Raw genomic sequence first — 16,112 nt, forward strand, 5'->3', positions numbered from 1 at the left:
AATAAAATTGATTTTATTATTTTATTTTCTAAATGGGCGGGAAATGCGCGACAATTTAATTGACTCCATAGAAGTCCAAAAAAGAGTCAAACGCACAATAAAAAAGGAAAGTATTTATTGATTTATCCCCAGCAATAACTATATTTATATATTATGTTTCACGAAATGTATGAAGAAAACGTTGTTAACTAAGGAGAGTAATAACATGAAAAGTTCCAGTGAGAAACCAACATATACTCCTAGAGACCATCTTGAAGCAGCTGCAAGCCAATTACTAAATGAAGGGAAAAAAAAGGTAAATCAACTGTATGAAGAAGGATTATCTAAGGCAAATCAAGTAGAAGAAAATGTCAAAGAATATTCTGATCATTTAATAAAGAAAGTACAAGACAATCCATTAACTTCTGTTTTAATCGCAGGAGGAATTGGCTTTTTATTGTCTCGGTTAATGAAAAAGTAATGGAAGTTTTTAAACAGTTAGAAGCTCTAGTTACTGCAAAAATATCTGTTATTAAAACAGTATGGTCTTTAATTCGTCTTGAGGCAAAGTTAGCTGGACTTAGCGTTTTTCCTTTATTACTGAATATATGCATGCTGTTTGTGGTGCTTATTACGGTATGGCTAACTGCTATGTTTTTAATAGGTTATTTTGTATTTTTGGCATCTAATCGTTTTCTGCTATCTATTTCCCTTGTTTTACTGTTGAATGTGGGATTCTTACTTGGATTGCTTAAGTATTTATCCTATAACTTAAAAAGTATGAGTTTTCCTAAAACAAGAGCATATTTTTCTCAAAAGAGCGAAGAGCATGAGCAACTCGAGAAGACAGATTCGGGCACAAATTGCACTGATGGACAAGAAGTTGCGATTCCAGAGCAACAAAGTAGCTGAACATCAAGAGTATTTTGCCGAAAGTAAACTAACTCGTTTTCATGTACCTACTTTGTTATTGCTTGTTTCTGCTTTTTTTATAGGTTGGAAACTGGAACGAAAGCATTGGAGTGGCAAAATAGGCCAACAACTAGTTGAGGTCGGGACATTCGCTTTGCTTAATTCGTTTAAAAAAGTTGTTCTTACTCTTCTCAAATAGCGAGTTAATAATCCCTAGTGTAAGTTATATTTCCAATTTGGAGGGATAAGTGTAACAATATGTGACCTATTTACGATATATTTTAAATTCATGCTCCTGTTCCGTTTTTACCAAAATAAAAAGTATGTTGAGATCACTCACGATTTTAAATCTGACGAATTAAAATCTGCAGTCGCAGGCAATGAACATCGGTTTAATATGATATTAAACCATAAGAAGAAAATTGTTTTTAGTAATCTTCAGGAACTAATTGAGGATTTTAAACGATTCCAGATAATTCAAACCTATGAACAGTTTTTTAACGGCAGTAGTTTTCTAACGCGACTCTATGAAATCAATCTCACAAAATTTGGGGATTCCCCAGAAAAAATGGCCTCAGAATTGGAAATCAGAAGATTAGCTTTAACAAAGGAAGAGGGGGATCCTTTAAAAAGAGATATCCTCTTAAAAATGGTTAATAGTCTTCGTTATTTTAAATCTTATAAACGATTTAATGCGGAATTATTGTTTCGATATAATGCAATAAAGCTCATGGATACCGATAAATTTCATTTAGAGGCAGAACATTATAGATATCCAACACAAAAAGAAAATTATTTGCAACTCGATGAGCATTATTGGCATATGCCGGATAAGCAAAATGGCTTTTTTATATTAAAAAATGGACAGCGTCCCTCTGAAGCCATCAACTCAATTTTTGATGGTTCTCATCTTGTTGTACTTGAATGTCATAGTTGGATGCTCTCTATTCAATATAAAGCGTTATTAGATACCGTGGGTGCGAACAATTTTGATCTTCTTTTTGCACGAAAGCCACTCATCATTGCAGACGGTATGTTTTTATCCGGAGATTTTGCAGATGATTTAAAAGAAATACTTCCTTATAAATTTGGTTTAACACCAGAGGAGTTAATTCCCGGGGATTGGCTCTATCTCAACAATTTCTCTGAATATTGGATGGCTACCTTATTTGATGCATCTAAAAATGGGAGTGGACTGCATTCTATGGCGATGGGCGATCATAAATATCGAGGTTTTGGGTTACCTAAAGCAATGACAGAAAGTGAAATAAAGCATGAGTTTTTAGAAGTCTACAATGAAGACTTTCTTGCTGATCCTATAGATCTTAAAGAGGAAAGCATAGACAGTGAAACAATGGGACTTGATGCTAATGAGCAAGATATAGACCCTGGGGATAGCGTAGTGATATATGGACATATTGATTGTCCCGAGCGCGAATGGGCAAGTGTAGAATGCATATATCAAGGAAATGGCAGGTATCAATGCGAAAAATTAAAGATGCAAGATGCTACGGAGAACGAAATTGTTTTGGCATTATTGGAGAAATACAATGCACTACTTCCAAAAAGAAAAACAGAAAGTGATATAGATGAGCTTAATATTTTCAAATCATTAAAGACCAATGTGAGGGGGATTGATTTTTCACATCAACGATTTGATTATTTATTTCAAGAATCTCTATCTACAGCTATTAAGAATTCCCCGATGTTATTTTCTTATCATCAAGATAAAAAGCAGCCTAAATCGGAGCCTGAATTTTTATTTTCTCCATTTAATTGATTCATAATAAAAAGGAATTACCACCTGAAAATCTTGATACACATTTTTCGATGGTAAGGTGTCTTAATTATTAACATTGTGTATTTTTATGTCATAATTGTTTTTTTATTTTGGTCAAAAAATAGATAGAGAAGATATTTATGCCAGATCAACCAACCTCATTAAAGAACATCAGTGCTAATGCAGTAATGAAGCACTTTATATGGGAAGTAAATAGAGAAAAATTTAGCGAAAAGTTACCTATAGAACTTCATCAATTGCTTGCATCAAAGAATAAGGAACATTTTTTTATTGATTGGTTTAATGAGATTAATAAATCAAAACATAATGTGGAAAAATTTATCAAAAATGCCGGAATACAACTCCCTGAGAACTACTCATCAATCCATATTAAGATAAAGCGCTGCGACGACGGCTACTATGATATAGTGATAGATAATACGTACGTGAATTTTAAGCCAGAAAAAACAAGGATGAGTGAACAAAAGTTAATGGACTCAGTGATTGCAACAATTTCTGAATTAGACTCTAAGCCAACTCCAAGTATTTTATCGAGGTAATGTCTTACTTATTATCCAGAGTGGTGTACGCGAAGGATCTCCTGATTTGAGCTCAAATATTGACAGTACTGGAGATCCTCACGGCGTTCGGGATTGACGCACCTCGGTGAATGCATCACCAGATTGTTCGATCAGAAACGGAGTATCCTCCATCAATGGGGATCATGGCTCCGGTGATAAAATCTGAGCCGCTTGAAGAGAGAAAAACGGCTAAAGGCCCAATATCCTGGGGTTTTCCCCATCTACCGAGTGCTGTTTTCTTCCTAATTTCTTCGCCGCGAGTTGTTTGTGGCAAGGAGCCATTAATTGCTGTTTCAAACCAACCCGGCAAAATAGCATTTACCTGAATATTCCAAGGGCCAAGTTCTAATGCAAGCGATCGCGTGAGACCTAAAATCCCTGTTTTTGTTGTGGCATAGCCAATGGAATTAGGATGTCCAAATAGTGAATACATAGAACCCACATTAATAATTTTTCCACGTTGTTGTGGTTTCATGAAACGTGCCGCACTTTGAGAACAAAGAAAAACTGAAGTAAGATTGGTACGGATGAGATGTTCCCAATGTTTCAGTGAAAGAGCTGAAAGATGCTGGTCCTCATAGATACCTGCGTTGTTAATCAGGATATCCAATCTTTTAAATTGATCTTCAATGGTTTTAAAGCCAGCGTGAATGCTGTCCTCCGAACTCACATCCATTGTTAGAGGAATTAAGTGGTGTATTTGGGCGTGTTTTAATTTTTCCTGATCTCGGCCACAAATGATAACTTGTGCGCCTGCTTGTTGCAAAGCACACGCCATGGCTAGGCCTAATCCTCCATTTCCCCCTGTAACTAAAGCAACACAATGATTCAAATCATTTTTTGAGTCCATAATGGTCATGCACCTTTTTGATAGCAGTTATAAGTTCATCCAGATCTTCTTTTCCCAATGTGGGTGATAGCGCAATATCAATATAAGAACTAATGTATCTAAAACTATTAGGATAAAGCTCGGGAATTTCTTGTTTGGATACATCCTTGAATAAATAGGCCCAGTCCCAAAATCTTCGCACATTGATTTTATTGGGATCACCAAGCGCTTTCGTGTCGATTCCTTCTGCAGTAAGTGCTTCGGCAAACCAACAACAGTCTTCGCTCGAGCCCTCTAACTCCAAAAGCAAATTATCACCCAAAGGCAATGCAGTTTTATCCCAGGTAGCACGTGGTCGTAAATATTTTAAAGGGCTAATGCCTTGAGTGACGTAAGCATAATTTTGGGACAACAAGTCAAGTCGCTTATTTAATTTTTTTAATTGGGATACTCCAAGTGCACCACGGATTTCATCCAAGCGAAAGTTAAATAACGGCAACCTGGTGAAGTCAATGGTACACGGTTGGTCGGAAAAATGCTTTTCATAAAGACGCTCGTAAGCTCCTGATAAAATCACACATTTTAGATAGAGGTCTTTGTTGTTGGTTAAGATAAATCCCCCTTCTCCGGTATTCAATGATTTATCTGATTGAGTGCTAAATGCCCCGGCTAAACCATAAGTACCCAAATATTTATTTTTTAATTTACAGCCAAGACTAGGTACCGCATCCTCAATAATAGGCACACCATGTTTATTGGCGATTTCCATAATTTGGGGGAGCGGGGCGGGAAATCCTCTCATATGAACCACCACTAATGCTTTTAGGCGACTCATTTTATTATCAAGATCCGTAAGATCCATATGGAGATCGCGATCGACTTCGATTAGGAGTGGTTTTAATTTTGCTTGTATAATGGCACTCGGTGTTGCTGTAAATGAATACGCAGGACATCCCACTAATGAATCGTCAGGTAGATCGAGAGCCATAAGAGGTAATGAAATTGCTGCAGTACCTGAACTGACAGCCAGTGCAAATTCACTCTTAAAGTATTCCTTCAGCCCCTCTTCGAATTGTCCTACTTTAGTATCTTTGATTTCACGATTATCATAGCGAAACAATCGCTTACTTTTAATCACATCTAAGATAAGTTCGGTGTCTTCCTCATCAATGATGACATTTCCTTTGTCATAGGTAGGCCATGGTTTTTGGCGAATGGGAGACCCTCCATATAACGCCAATTGTCTCAAAGAAGAATATTCTCTTTTCATACTACTCATACAACTCTCCATGATATTGCTCAGGAATTTAGTTCAACTTGGCTTTTTTTTATCAAGCAACAAGCGAAAGCGAGCTAATGCTTTATTCCCCCCAAAAAATCTGATGGTTGCAAGGACCATAAAACCTTTGAGGAATTGCAATTTAGAACCTTTTCTAATCCAAAAATCGCATTCCTCTCCTTTTGTAGGTACAAATAGCTTTTCATTGAAAATGGTTTTAGGAAACGGTAGGGAAAAAAAGGTACTGATATTTTTCCCGTGTGTTCCAAAAATAAGGGGGCCTGGATGCAGGCACAGCACATCTAGAAATAATATAAAATAAAGAAATATAATCCATGTAGCATGCTGTGACTTTTTCTCTATCCAAAGGCATGTAATTTCATGGGGTTTCTTTCGATCAAAGCGATGAGCATTATATAATTTTTGTAATTGAGATGGATTTAAAGGAAGAAATGTACGATAGTTAGGACCTGAATTGATGCAAAAACCTGCTAGCATTTTTTCCTCTGATTCTCTAAAAAATATCCGCACTTTACATTCTTTAAAGTATTCCAGATCAGCGCGATTATGGGCCAATGACGAGTAATTGCTTGCATAGATTTTAAGTAAGCTTTCGCTGTTAATTATTTTTGTTCTAATCATCATCTAGGCTCTAAAAAAACTCTAATTGTAAGTATAGAACATAATGGGTTTTTTTTGGTCATTCGATGTTAAGTCGAACTGGATAAGTGCCAACTTCATCAAATAAATATAGGGAACACAGAGTGTTAGTTTTTGAGGCGTTATTGCTGGGTATTCGCTTTGTAATCAGCACGTAATTAATTAATCTTTTCAAAATCACGTAGATAAGAAGGGTGCGGAAAGTAATCCATTAAAAAATTAGGTATGTGTTGCTCCAACCAATGGTGTCTTCTCTCAGCGATAAATCCTACATGGCCTCCATGTTGGCTCAATTCTAAGAGAATATCGGGAGATAACTCCTTGGAGGTTGGGAGAATGTCAGATGTCATAAAAGGATCATCTAAAGCATGAATAATTAAAGTAGGCGTTTTGATTAGAGATAGATACTGCCGCGAACTGGATTTTTGATAATAGTCACTTGCACTGGTAAATCCGTGTAACGGAGCAGTTATTTGTTCATCAAATTCATATAGAGTTTTTATTGAATAAAGTTTTTGTTGAGACAGCGGCAATTCGTTATTAAAAACATCCAATTTTTGGAGAAAAACCCTACGCAATTTTTCTAACAAATATTTCTGATACACCCGAGAAAATCCTTTATTTAATTTATGAACCACGTTTTGCAATTGAAAGGGTACAGAAACTGCAACAGCAACATCAATTAGAGATTGAGACCCTGTTTCTCCTAACCATTTAAGGAGCACATTACCGCCTAAAGAAATACCGACTACCCCTTTTTTTGTTGTGGGCTCTCTCAGTTTTATAACCTGGAGCAAAAAAGCCAAATCTGCAGTATCGCCACCATGATAAAAACGTGGTAAACGGTTTGGTTCGCCACTTGCACCACGGAAGTTCATCAATACGGTTCGATAACCTGATTGATTGAATGCATTGAATAAGGTTGCAACATAAGCTGAATTCTCATCACCTCCCAATCCATGCAACAAAATAATTAGAGGAGCATCCTTGTTTAATCCATTCACTCTCCAGGCTAAATCAATAAAATCGCCATCAGGCAATTCAAGCCGCTCATAAGAGTCAACAAAGGCATTCATGCGATGAGTTAAAGTTCGATACAGAGTTTGTCCATGCGCATTGGTTAACCACCAAGCAGGCTTAAATTCACTATGAATGATCATACTCTAGTACCCTATGTATTGAGATTTATTTAAGCTTTATAGTGCTACTTTAGTCTTTAAGTATAAAATAATACTAAATAGAAAAAAATGCGAAGTGATAAGTTGTAGTTTAGTTACAGTTTTCATTGCTAAAGCGATCATCTGCATTTACATTATCTTATTTAGAACGTTTTTTTTAATTAAATGAATAGATTACTTAAGATGATGTTTCTTTCATTACCGGAGGTTTGATGCAAGTAAAGGCAGCAGTAGCTTATGAGGCAGGGAAGCCATTAGTAATTGAAACGGTTGACTTGGAAGGCCCCAAAAAGGGGGAGGTGCTTGTTGAAATTAAGGCTACAGGTGTTTGCCATACGGATGCATTTACTTTATCTGGTGATGATCCTGAAGGTCTTTTCCCAGTCATTTTAGGACATGAGGGTGCCGGTATTATTGTAGATGTTGGTGCGGGAGTGACATCTGTTAAGCCAGGCGATCATGTGATTCCCTTATATACCCCTGAATGCCGTCAATGTGAATACTGTCTTTCCCAAAAAACCAACCTTTGTCAGGCAATTCGAACAACACAAGGTCAAGGGGTTATGCCTGATGGAACAAGCCGTTTCAGCCTTAATGGAAAAAAAATATTCCATTATATGGGGACATCAACGTTTGCTAATTATATTGTATTGCCTGAAATTGCTGTTGCGGCAATTCGTAAAGATGCTCCTTTTGAGAAAGTCTGTTACATCGGTTGTGGGGTAACTACAGGTCTGGGGGCTGTGATTTATACTGCAAAAGTGACGCCAGGATCTCGAGTTGTTGTTTTTGGTTTGGGGGGTATCGGGCTTAATGTGATCCAAGGTGCTCGTATGGTGGGAGCCGAACAGATTGTAGGGGTGGACATTAATCCTCAACGGAGGGTTTTGGCAGAAAAAATGGGAATGACCGATTTTGTTAATCCTTCGGAAATCAGTAACGATTTGGTAGCTTATCTTGTTGAGCTGACTAAGGGAGGCGCTGATTACAGTTTTGAGTGCGTAGGGAATGTAAAACTGATGCGTCAGGCATTGGAGTGTTGCCATAAAGGGTGGGGCGTTTGTACTGTGGTTGGGGTTGCAGGAGCAGGTCAAGAGATTTCTACTAGACCGTTCCAATTGATCACTGGCAGAGTATGGAAGGGATCTGCATTTGGTGGTGCACGTGGACGTACTGATGTACCTAAAATTGTTGATTGGTACATGGATGGGAAAATCAATGTGGATGATTTAATTACCCGAGTTCTTCCGGTTGAGCAGATTAATCATGCTTTTGATCTAATGCATCTTGGTCAATCAATCCGTACGGTGCTCACTTTTTAAAAGTGTGTTTCAAGGAATAAATTAAATGGCCATTGAACTCATTGAAGAACATTACTGTTTTGGAGGTATTCAACGGGTTTATGCCCATCAAGCTGATTCAACCCATTGTACTATGCGCTTTGGTCTTTTTTTACCACCTCTCGCACGGAAACAAAGCGTACCCGTAGTGTATTGGCTTTCCGGATTAACATGTACGGAGCAAAATTTTATTACGAAAGCAGGGGCGCAACGGATTGCTGCCCAATTAGGTTTAGCACTGGTTACTCCGGATACAAGTCCTCGAGGAGATAATGTGCCAGGCGCTCAGGAGAGTTATGATTTTGGTATGGGTGCGGGATTTTATGTGGATGCCACACAATCTCCATGGTCAAAATATTATAAAATGTCGACTTATGTACATGAAGAATTACCCCATCTACTGCAAGACCATTTCCCGGTTAATCATCAAGCATGTGGTATCTTTGGCCATTCAATGGGAGGGCATGGTGCGCTTATTTTGGCATTAACTTATCCTAAGCACTATCGTTCAGTTTCTGCATTTGCACCTATTTGCGCCCCATCGCAATGTCCATGGGGTCAAAAAGCATTCACAGGATATCTGGGGTATGATAAGGAGCGGTGGAAAAAATATGATGCTTGCGAACTCATCTTAGCTAAAGGATGGCCACATCAACACATTCTCATTGATCAGGGTGCACAGGATCCTTATTTAAAGGAGCAACTCAAACCCGAATTATTTCAGGCAGCATGCTTGAAGGCTGGAGTCGAACTGAACCTACGAATGCATGAGCATTATGATCACAGCTATTATTTTATCGCTAGTTTTATCGAAGATCACTTAATGTATCATGCGTCAATATTGCATGGAATTAAATAGAGGCTGATAATTCATCTAATCCTATTTTTAGAAACACAACTCATGAAGCCTAAGCATCTATTAAAATTCATCTTAGCTAGCGCATCACCAAGACGATTGCAAATATTGCAAGAGCACGGATTGGCTACTGTTGTTATGCCTGCCAATATTGAAGAAGTTCTGCAAAAAGATGAGGAAGCTAAAATATATGTAACTCGACTGGCCAGAGAAAAAGCTCAAACTATTTTGTCTCAGATTGAAGTAGGAGCAGCAGATTTTATTCTGGCAGCAGATACTACCGTAGCTTATCAGAACCATATTTTAGAAAAACCTCGCGACCCTGAAGATGCTTATAGAATGCTGCGTATGCTCAGTGGCAGCTCCCACGAGGTCTATACCGGTTATGCCCTAATTTCTCTACCCGAACAAAAGTGGTGGGTTGATTGCGTAACAACCAGTATTACATTTCACTCGCTTACAGAACGACAAATTCAAAATTATGTTGACTCAGGGGACCCCTTTGATAAAGCGGGAGGGTATGGTATTCAAAATGTTCATGACACGTTTGTTAAAGAAATAAAAGGTTCTTATTATAATGTTATGGGTTTACCTATTGAGGAAATTTTGAAAAGAATTTCATCTTAATCTGAGCGAAACGAGGTGCTGAGGCAATCTTCCAAAATTTTTTTGTGCCCGTGCAGAGGAAACGCAGCGCTGTCTCGAAGTCTTGGGGCAGAGCCTTCTAGAACTGAAAGATCCCCACGAAATTACCAAACACGGTTAAGCTCCTGTTCTATAATCTCTTGTAAGGTTCTAGGGTCAGGGGCTAAGGAACAGAGCTGATTATGCTCAATCATAAGCTTACCCAGGGTAAAATAAGAGAATATTTTCTTATCTTTGACCGTATTGGCTTGGAAGTATTGTTGTTTATTTTGACTATGTGCAATTACTCCAATAACCCAATAAGTAATTTGCACAATAGCAGCAAGAAGCATTTTTACTCCCCATCTATCTACTGAATGAGTACGCACATAACGTCCTGCTAGTCCGAATTGATGACTTTTAACATCTCTAAACGATTCTTCTATTTGCATTCTTTTAAAATAGAGATTGATAATATCAGTAGGCCCTACATCCAATGGTAAATTAGTAGCCAAAATCCATGGCTCTTTATTAGCTTGACTATAACTTCCATTAGACAGTGTCGAGGTGGTTTTTCCTCGTGATGTCTTTACCTTTCTTCCCTTAGGCTTACGATAGGTTGTAACCACCCTACAAGGTCTTGTATGCTCTTTGGTTAATAGAGCATGCTCATAATGTGTCGTTTTAGATTTAATATCAGGGATTAGTTCTTTAATGAGTTTCCATCCCAGTTCTTCGGATAATTGTACCGATTTAACTCCTCTTACACGACTTAGCCAATACCAGCCCAGCGCTTCTATTTCTTTAAACCATTCTTCATAAAAACCGGCATCCATGATTACGATTACTCGACGATTTTTGGGCAAACAAAGACTCAACTCTTTTAAAAAGTCCTTAGCTCGTCCTTTTGTTTCGGTATCTCTATACACTTCTCGATAAAGAGGAAGACTTCTACCTTTTAACGCTATTTCTGCACTGAGCATTTGAATTTCTCGGTCGTCTTTTAAGCAGCAAATATCTACAATCAAAGGTAAGGTTGTATCTTGCGAGATGTAAGTAAAAACAAAGCTTGATAACCCTTGATAAATGGAAAAAAGTTCATTATGCAGTGCCTTATTGCCTTCCAGCCTATCAACTTTCTTTATCTTATTTTTTAATTTTGCATCTCCAGGCAAGTTCCTCCCTAATTCACTTAATGAAAGGTTTTGGCTATGTCTTAAGCCTGATGCTACATCCATTACTGCATTCAATCGTGATATATGAATTTCAGGACATGATTCTGTAAGCGAATTATAAAGATAGGTTTCTACAGCTAACATTTTAATTTCCATGAGTCTTAATGACGCTCATTTGATCATGAGACGCTCTTTATTTCAACTCATAATTCGTGGGGATAGATCAGTTCTAGAAGGGGCTTTTGTCCTTCCTAAAGGCTTAAATTAACCGATTTTATGCACCATGATTTCAATTTTTGCAAAAACAATCGACAAGATGATCATCAACCAGACCTACTGCTTGCATGTGGGCATACATAATCGTTGACCCGACAAAACTCATTCCTCTTTTTTTCAAGTCTTTGGATAACGCGTCAGATTCAGCAGTACGGGCAGGGACTTCTTGAAGTGTTTTAGGGTAATTTATTTTGGGACTTCCATTCACAAATTGCCAAATATAGTTGTCAAAAGTTCTAAATTCTTGAGCAATCTTAAGAAACACGATCGCATTTTTGCGCGCCGAAAAAATTTTAAGACGATTACGAATAATCCCCGAATCGTTAAGCAAGCTATTTAATTCCTCATCGCTCATCTTTGCTACAGCATGAGGGTCAAACTGTTTGAATGCTTTTCGGTACGCTTCCCGCCGTTTGAGTATTGTTTCCCAGCTCAAACCAGCTTGTGCTCCTTCAAGAATAAGCATTTCAAAGTGTTTGTGATCATCATGTACGGGAACACCCCATTCCTTATCATGGTACTCTTCATAATAAGGTTTGCCAGTACCAACCCAAGGGCAACGTTTCATAATGAACACTTATCTCCTATAAATTTTATTTAGTGATTTTGGGCGGCTATAGTCCCGTCATTCAGGGCCACAGCGCTCGGGATGATGTAGTTGTGTTCTGCATCTATGAGTTTAAGCAGATATACAGTTGACCTATTTCATAATCCTCTTTAATCATAGCGCTTTTATGCGTTAATGACTATTCAAATCTCGTTTTATGAGTGTAATCTCCCTTTTTCGAGCGGTGTTTACCCTAGAAACAACGCCTTCGTCTTGTATTTGTTCAGGAATGTCTTAAAATTCACTACATACATTAACATTATATTTATTTAGAGAACTTCATGTCCGATTTTTATCAGGATTTTAATACACGACGAACCTTTGCAATTATCTCTCACCCTGATGCAGGTAAAACCACAGTAACCGAGAAATTACTGTTGTTCGGAGGTGCAATTCAATTGGCAGGAACTGTCAAAGGACGTAAAGCCGATCGGCATGCGACCTCCGATTGGATGGAGATGGAAAAAGAGCGTGGCATTTCTATTACTACTTCAGTGATGCAGTTTGTACACAATCAGCATGTAATGAATTTGTTAGATACCCCTGGGCATGAGGACTTTTCTGAAGATACATACCGTACCCTGACCGCAGTAGATTCAGCGCTGATGGTTATTGACGTAGCTAAAGGGGTCGAGGAGCGAACGGTTAAATTGATGGAAGTATGTCGTTTGCGTGATACACCGATTATGACTTTTATTAATAAATTGGATCGCGAGGGTCGTGATCCTATTGATTTGTTGGATGAAGTTGAATCTGTTTTAGGTATTCAATGCGCGCCTGTGACCTGGCCTGTAGGTATGGGGAAACGTTTTAAAGGCATCTATCATCGTTATGAAGATATCGTTTATCTCTATCAACCCGGTAAGAACGCCCAAAAGCAAGAAGCAATGCAAATTAAAGGTTTGGATAACCCTCTACTGGATGAGCTTTTGGGGGAAAGTGCCCAAGAATTACGTGAGGAAATTGATTTAGTGAAAGGGGCTTCGCATGAATTCAATTTAGAGGATTATTTAGCGGGTAAAATGACGCCAGTTTATTTTGGTTCGGCAATTAATAATTTTGGTATCAAAGAGTTATTGGATGATTACGTACGTTATGCTCCAGGTCCACAACCTCGGACAGCCCAAGAGCGTATTGTCTCTGCTAATGAAGATGCTTTTAGCGGATTTGTGTTTAAAATCCAAGCTAATATGGATCCAAAGCATAGGGATAGAATTGCTTTTTTACGAATTTGCTCCGGAGCTTATCGAAAAGGAATGAAAATCAATCATCTGCGTATTGGCAAAGAAGTGCAAATTGCTAATGCTTTAACTTTTATGGCGGGTGATCGTTCACATACAGAAGTTGCTTTGCCTGGCGATATTATTGGTCTACATAACCATGGAACAATTCGAATAGGTGATACCTTTACTCAAGGTGAGCAATTAAAATTCACCGGTATCCCCAATTTTGCACCTGAATTGTTTCGGTTAGTGCGTTTAAAAGATCCTTTAAAGAGTAAGGCTTTATTAAAAGGTTTAATCGAGTTATCGGAAGAGGGGGCAACACAAGTATTTCGACCATTAAATAGTAATCAGTTAATTCTTGGGGCAGTGGGTGTGCTGCAATTTGACGTGGTAGCGCATCGTTTAAAACATGAATATAAAGTGGATTGTATTTATGAAAATGTGAATGTCGCCTGTGCTCGTTGGGTTTACTCTGATGATGATAAAGCAATGAGTGAATTCCGTACAAAAGCGCATGATTATTTGGCTTTGGACGGAAGCGATGCATTGATGTATCTTGCTCCAACCCGTGTTAATTTAACCATGGCTGAAGAGCGGTATCCTAAAATTAAATTTCATGCAACTCGGGAACATTAGGGAGGGAGCTTCCCTCGCCATCCCGAGCATTGCGACGCTCTATTAGAATTAAAATTTCTATTAAGCAGTACAAATTGCTTTAACTGTGTGGGGCCCAAAATTAGTGATATCAACTCGTGCCCCTGAGTCTGCGCTTAATTTCACAATGTCATTCGGATGAACAGTTAGCAGTAAAGATTGTCCTGCGATTAAATCCATGTTATTAACTTTTCCTTTTTTTGCCAGAGCTACGAATAAAATATCATTACTTTGATCTTCAGACACAATTTTACATTCAGCCTCTATCGTCCACATAAAAAAATTAGCCACTGGTTCGGGAACATTGCTTTGCAATATGTATTCAATTGTGGCTCCAATAGTCTTAGTAGGCAAACTTTCCACAGCATGCGCGCCTGTAGTTAAAGACGCGGCGACACACAGTAAGACAAGTCTAAATTTTTGTAGCATTATATAACTCCATAATTGTAAACGACCTAAGATACCCGTATTTTGTATGCATGGCAAACGTTGGATAAATTCTTGACAACTCACTGCTAAAATTTTTTTCAAAAACTCCTACGCAGTATCCTTAGCCTTATAAAGGAAAAAAATTCTAAAAGCGAAGCAACAGCTTCTGGATACCGCGCATAAAGCGCGGTACGTAGGGAAGTTGATTGTAATTTTTGAGAATTTCTCAGAAGCTATTCAGTTGATGTGAAGATTTAGTGGGCTTTTCTATAATGCTTCCAAAGCCTTAGCAATCGACTCAGTCATCGCTTTAGCATCACCAAAAAGCATGTACGTATTATCATGATAAAATAAATCGTTTTCGACGCCTGCATAGCCTGGGGCCAAACTCCTTTTGACAAATAATACATTTCTAGCTTTCTCTACTTCCAAGACTGGCATGCCATAAATTGGTGAGCCTGGATCAGTTTTTGCTGCCGGATTGGTGATGTCATTTGCCCCAATAACATATGCTACATCACAGCTTGTAAAATCACGGTTAATTTCACTTTGTTCAAACACTCTATCATAAGGAATATTGGCTTCAGCAAGTAACACATTCATATGCCCAGGCATACGACCAGCAACAGGGTGGATTGCAAAGCGAACTTTGATATTGCGACGTTCTAGGGCATCAACTAATTCTTTAACTGCGTGTTGCGCATGCGCTACGGCCATGCCATATCCAGGAACAATAATTACATCTTTAGCATTACTTAATAGAAATGCTGCATCTTCGCCATTACCTTGACGTACTGTACGTGATTCATTTGTTGCATTCGCTTGTGAGTGACTTCCTGATGATTGGATACCTCCAAAAATGACATTGAAAATAGATCGGTTCATGCCAACACACATGATATAGCTCAGAATGGCTCCGCTCGCACCGACCAAAGCCCCGGTAATTACAAGCAAATGGTTGCTTAGTGTAAATCCAATACCCGCGGCTGCCCATCCTGAATAAGAGTTAAGCATAGAAATGACGACGGGCATGTCTGCACCACCAATAGGGATAATGAGTAATACGCCCAGTAAAAAAGCGAGTCCTGCCATTACACTAAACAGCGTTAGTGTCTGATTAATTAAGAACAAGGCAAATAAAATAAGGATGACTACCGCGGTAATCAAATTAATGGTGTTATGACCTAAGAGTTTAATGGGGACACCCGACATAATGCCCTGCAATTTGAGAAAAGCAATGACTGAACCTGAAAAAGTGATGGCACCTATAATTAAACCAAGACTCATTTCGATAAGGCTTGCTTTGGCAATTGCTCCTGGAACGCCAATATGAAAAGAGGTAGGGGATAAGAACGCGCAGAAAGCAACTAAAACTGCGGCCATACCCACTAAAGAGTGGAAGGCTGCGACGAGCTGCGGTATAGCTGTCATATTAATTTTGAAGGCAATGAACGTACCAATTATGCCTCCTGCGATGATTAAACTAATGAGTAGGGGCTGATGGTATGTTGTTGGCATCATCAAGGTTGAACCTACCGCGAGGATCATGCCGGCAATACCCAAAAGATTTCCTCTTCTTGCCGATGCGGGACTGGCTAAGCCTTTTAGCGCCAATATAAAGCACACGGCAGATAATAGATAAAATAAAGGGACCAGGGTTGTCATGAGAAATCATCCTTATTTTTGTAACGATTCACTACGGTTCATCGAAAAGCCATATTCGTTCC

General features: G+C 38.5%; 16 protein-coding genes. 8 read left to right on the forward strand and 8 right to left on the reverse strand.

Translation table 11 applies throughout. The features are described 5' to 3' along the window. The first annotated feature begins 205 nt into the window (after positions 1 to 205). The 4 genes from OQJ26_RS03820 (at position 206) to OQJ26_RS03835 (ending at position 3,231) form a co-directional block, all read left to right on the forward strand. A complete protein-coding gene (locus OQJ26_RS03820) occupies positions 206 to 460 on the forward strand; it encodes an ElaB/YgaM/YqjD family protein (RefSeq protein WP_265702640.1) in 255 nt (84 codons plus the stop codon). Further along, entirely contained in the window at positions 460 to 891 is a 432-nt protein-coding gene (locus OQJ26_RS03825) for a hypothetical protein (protein ID WP_265702641.1), read from the forward strand. Before OQJ26_RS03820 ends, OQJ26_RS03825 begins: the two co-directional genes overlap by 1 nt. Positions 892 to 1,288: 397 nt before the next feature. After that, positions 1,289 to 2,671 (forward strand): transglutaminase, encoded by a 1,383-nt coding sequence (locus OQJ26_RS03830; RefSeq protein ID WP_265702642.1) that lies wholly within the window; start codon positions 1,289 to 1,291, stop codon positions 2,669 to 2,671. A gap of 140 nt (positions 2,672 to 2,811) precedes the next feature. Continuing rightward, on the forward strand, positions 2,812 to 3,231 hold the full coding sequence (locus tag OQJ26_RS03835) for a type 2 periplasmic-binding domain-containing protein (protein ID WP_265702643.1): 420 nt from the start codon (positions 2,812 to 2,814) through the stop codon (positions 3,229 to 3,231). A gap of 115 nt (positions 3,232 to 3,346) precedes the next feature. On the opposite strand, the gene OQJ26_RS03840 is transcribed toward OQJ26_RS03835, so the two are convergent. The 4 genes from OQJ26_RS03840 to OQJ26_RS03855 form a co-directional block, all read right to left on the reverse strand. Further along, complete coding sequence (locus OQJ26_RS03840) at positions 3,347 to 4,102, reverse strand: SDR family NAD(P)-dependent oxidoreductase (RefSeq protein WP_265702644.1); 756 nt, start codon at positions 4,100 to 4,102, stop codon at positions 3,347 to 3,349. Next, the gene (locus OQJ26_RS03845) at positions 4,086 to 5,360 is read right to left on the reverse strand and encodes a DegT/DnrJ/EryC1/StrS family aminotransferase (RefSeq protein WP_265702645.1); all 1,275 of its coding nucleotides are present in this window, start codon (positions 5,358 to 5,360) and stop codon (positions 4,086 to 4,088) included. The genes OQJ26_RS03840 and OQJ26_RS03845 overlap by 17 nt, the downstream gene beginning before the upstream one ends. Before the next feature lie 33 nt (positions 5,361 to 5,393). Beyond that, positions 5,394 to 6,005: a hypothetical protein gene (locus OQJ26_RS03850; RefSeq protein ID WP_265702646.1), complete on the reverse strand. Its 612-nt coding sequence runs from the start codon at positions 6,003 to 6,005 to the stop codon at positions 5,394 to 5,396. A 173-nt stretch (positions 6,006 to 6,178) separates the two neighbouring features. Further along, positions 6,179 to 7,180 carry a hydrolase gene (locus OQJ26_RS03855; RefSeq protein ID WP_265702647.1) on the reverse strand — a complete coding sequence of 334 codons (1,002 nt, stop codon included), beginning with the start codon at positions 7,178 to 7,180 and terminating at the stop codon, positions 6,179 to 6,181. Positions 7,181 to 7,410: 230 nt separating this feature from the next. Between OQJ26_RS03855 and OQJ26_RS03860 the strand changes: the two genes are divergently transcribed. From OQJ26_RS03860 to OQJ26_RS03870, 3 genes are read left to right on the forward strand one after another with little or no spacing between them, the layout of a single operon-like run. Continuing rightward, positions 7,411 to 8,520, forward strand: a complete 1,110-nt coding sequence (locus OQJ26_RS03860; protein WP_265702648.1) for an S-(hydroxymethyl)glutathione dehydrogenase/class III alcohol dehydrogenase — start codon at positions 7,411 to 7,413, stop codon at positions 8,518 to 8,520. 25 nt (positions 8,521 to 8,545) lie between these two features. Next, a complete protein-coding gene (gene fghA, locus OQJ26_RS03865; RefSeq protein WP_416209940.1) occupies positions 8,546 to 9,397 on the forward strand; it encodes an S-formylglutathione hydrolase in 852 nt (283 codons plus the stop codon). A gap of 42 nt (positions 9,398 to 9,439) precedes the next feature. After that, entirely contained in the window at positions 9,440 to 10,021 is a 582-nt protein-coding gene (locus tag OQJ26_RS03870) for a nucleoside triphosphate pyrophosphatase (RefSeq protein ID WP_265702649.1), read from the forward strand. Positions 10,022 to 10,143: 122 nt separating this feature from the next. Here OQJ26_RS03870 and OQJ26_RS03875 read toward each other — a convergent pair whose 3' ends face one another. Beyond that, positions 10,144 to 11,349 carry an IS4 family transposase gene (locus OQJ26_RS03875; RefSeq protein ID WP_265702028.1) on the reverse strand — a complete coding sequence of 402 codons (1,206 nt, stop codon included), beginning with the start codon at positions 11,347 to 11,349 and terminating at the stop codon, positions 10,144 to 10,146. 133 nt (positions 11,350 to 11,482) lie between these two features. After that, the gene (locus OQJ26_RS03880; RefSeq protein ID WP_265702650.1) at positions 11,483 to 12,037 is read right to left on the reverse strand and encodes a DNA-3-methyladenine glycosylase I; all 555 of its coding nucleotides are present in this window, start codon (positions 12,035 to 12,037) and stop codon (positions 11,483 to 11,485) included. Positions 12,038 to 12,357: 320 nt separating this feature from the next. Here OQJ26_RS03880 and OQJ26_RS03885 point away from each other — a divergent pair, with 320 nt between their 5' ends. Continuing rightward, positions 12,358 to 13,938, forward strand: coding sequence for a peptide chain release factor 3 (locus OQJ26_RS03885; RefSeq protein WP_265702651.1), 1,581 nt, complete (start codon positions 12,358 to 12,360; stop codon positions 13,936 to 13,938). A gap of 60 nt (positions 13,939 to 13,998) precedes the next feature. Here OQJ26_RS03885 and OQJ26_RS03890 read toward each other — a convergent pair whose 3' ends face one another. Together OQJ26_RS03890 and OQJ26_RS03895 are read right to left on the reverse strand one after the other, a co-directional pair. Then, positions 13,999 to 14,487 carry a hypothetical protein gene (locus OQJ26_RS03890; RefSeq protein WP_265702652.1) on the reverse strand — a complete coding sequence of 163 codons (489 nt, stop codon included), beginning with the start codon at positions 14,485 to 14,487 and terminating at the stop codon, positions 13,999 to 14,001. A gap of 165 nt (positions 14,488 to 14,652) precedes the next feature. Beyond that, positions 14,653 to 16,050 carry an NAD(P)(+) transhydrogenase (Re/Si-specific) subunit beta gene (locus OQJ26_RS03895; RefSeq protein WP_265702653.1) on the reverse strand — a complete coding sequence of 466 codons (1,398 nt, stop codon included), beginning with the start codon at positions 16,048 to 16,050 and terminating at the stop codon, positions 14,653 to 14,655. Positions 16,051 to 16,112: the final 62 nt, after the last annotated feature.

Source organism: Legionella sheltonii (assembly GCF_026191355.1).
GTDB lineage: Bacteria > Pseudomonadota > Gammaproteobacteria > Legionellales > Legionellaceae > Legionella > Legionella sheltonii.

Coding starts and splice junctions, on each gene's coding strand:
- OQJ26_RS03825 (WP_265702641.1), top strand. CDS start 460: ATGGAAGTTTTTAAACAGTTAGAAGCTCTAGTTACTGCAAAAATATCT.
- OQJ26_RS03840 (WP_265702644.1), bottom strand. CDS start 4,102: ATGGACTCAAAAAATGATTTGAATCATTGTGTTGCTTTAGTTACAGGG.
- OQJ26_RS03860 (WP_265702648.1), top strand. CDS start 7,411: ATGCAAGTAAAGGCAGCAGTAGCTTATGAGGCAGGGAAGCCATTAGTA.
- OQJ26_RS03830 (WP_265702642.1), top strand. CDS start 1,289: ATGATATTAAACCATAAGAAGAAAATTGTTTTTAGTAATCTTCAGGAA.
- OQJ26_RS03880 (WP_265702650.1), bottom strand. CDS start 12,037: ATGAAACGTTGCCCTTGGGTTGGTACTGGCAAACCTTATTATGAAGAG.
- OQJ26_RS03850 (WP_265702646.1), bottom strand. CDS start 6,005: ATGATGATTAGAACAAAAATAATTAACAGCGAAAGCTTACTTAAAATC.
- OQJ26_RS03855 (WP_265702647.1), bottom strand. CDS start 7,180: ATGATCATTCATAGTGAATTTAAGCCTGCTTGGTGGTTAACCAATGCG.
- fghA (WP_416209940.1), top strand. CDS start 8,546: ATGGCCATTGAACTCATTGAAGAACATTACTGTTTTGGAGGTATTCAA.
- OQJ26_RS03845 (WP_265702645.1), bottom strand. CDS start 5,360: ATGAGTAGTATGAAAAGAGAATATTCTTCTTTGAGACAATTGGCGTTA.
- OQJ26_RS03870 (WP_265702649.1), top strand. CDS start 9,440: ATGAAGCCTAAGCATCTATTAAAATTCATCTTAGCTAGCGCATCACCA.
- OQJ26_RS03835 (WP_265702643.1), top strand. CDS start 2,812: ATGCCAGATCAACCAACCTCATTAAAGAACATCAGTGCTAATGCAGTA.
- OQJ26_RS03885 (WP_265702651.1), top strand. CDS start 12,358: ATGTCCGATTTTTATCAGGATTTTAATACACGACGAACCTTTGCAATT.
- OQJ26_RS03895 (WP_265702653.1), bottom strand. CDS start 16,050: ATGACAACCCTGGTCCCTTTATTTTATCTATTATCTGCCGTGTGCTTT.
- OQJ26_RS03875 (WP_265702028.1), bottom strand. CDS start 11,349: ATGGAAATTAAAATGTTAGCTGTAGAAACCTATCTTTATAATTCGCTT.
- OQJ26_RS03820 (WP_265702640.1), top strand. CDS start 206: ATGAAAAGTTCCAGTGAGAAACCAACATATACTCCTAGAGACCATCTT.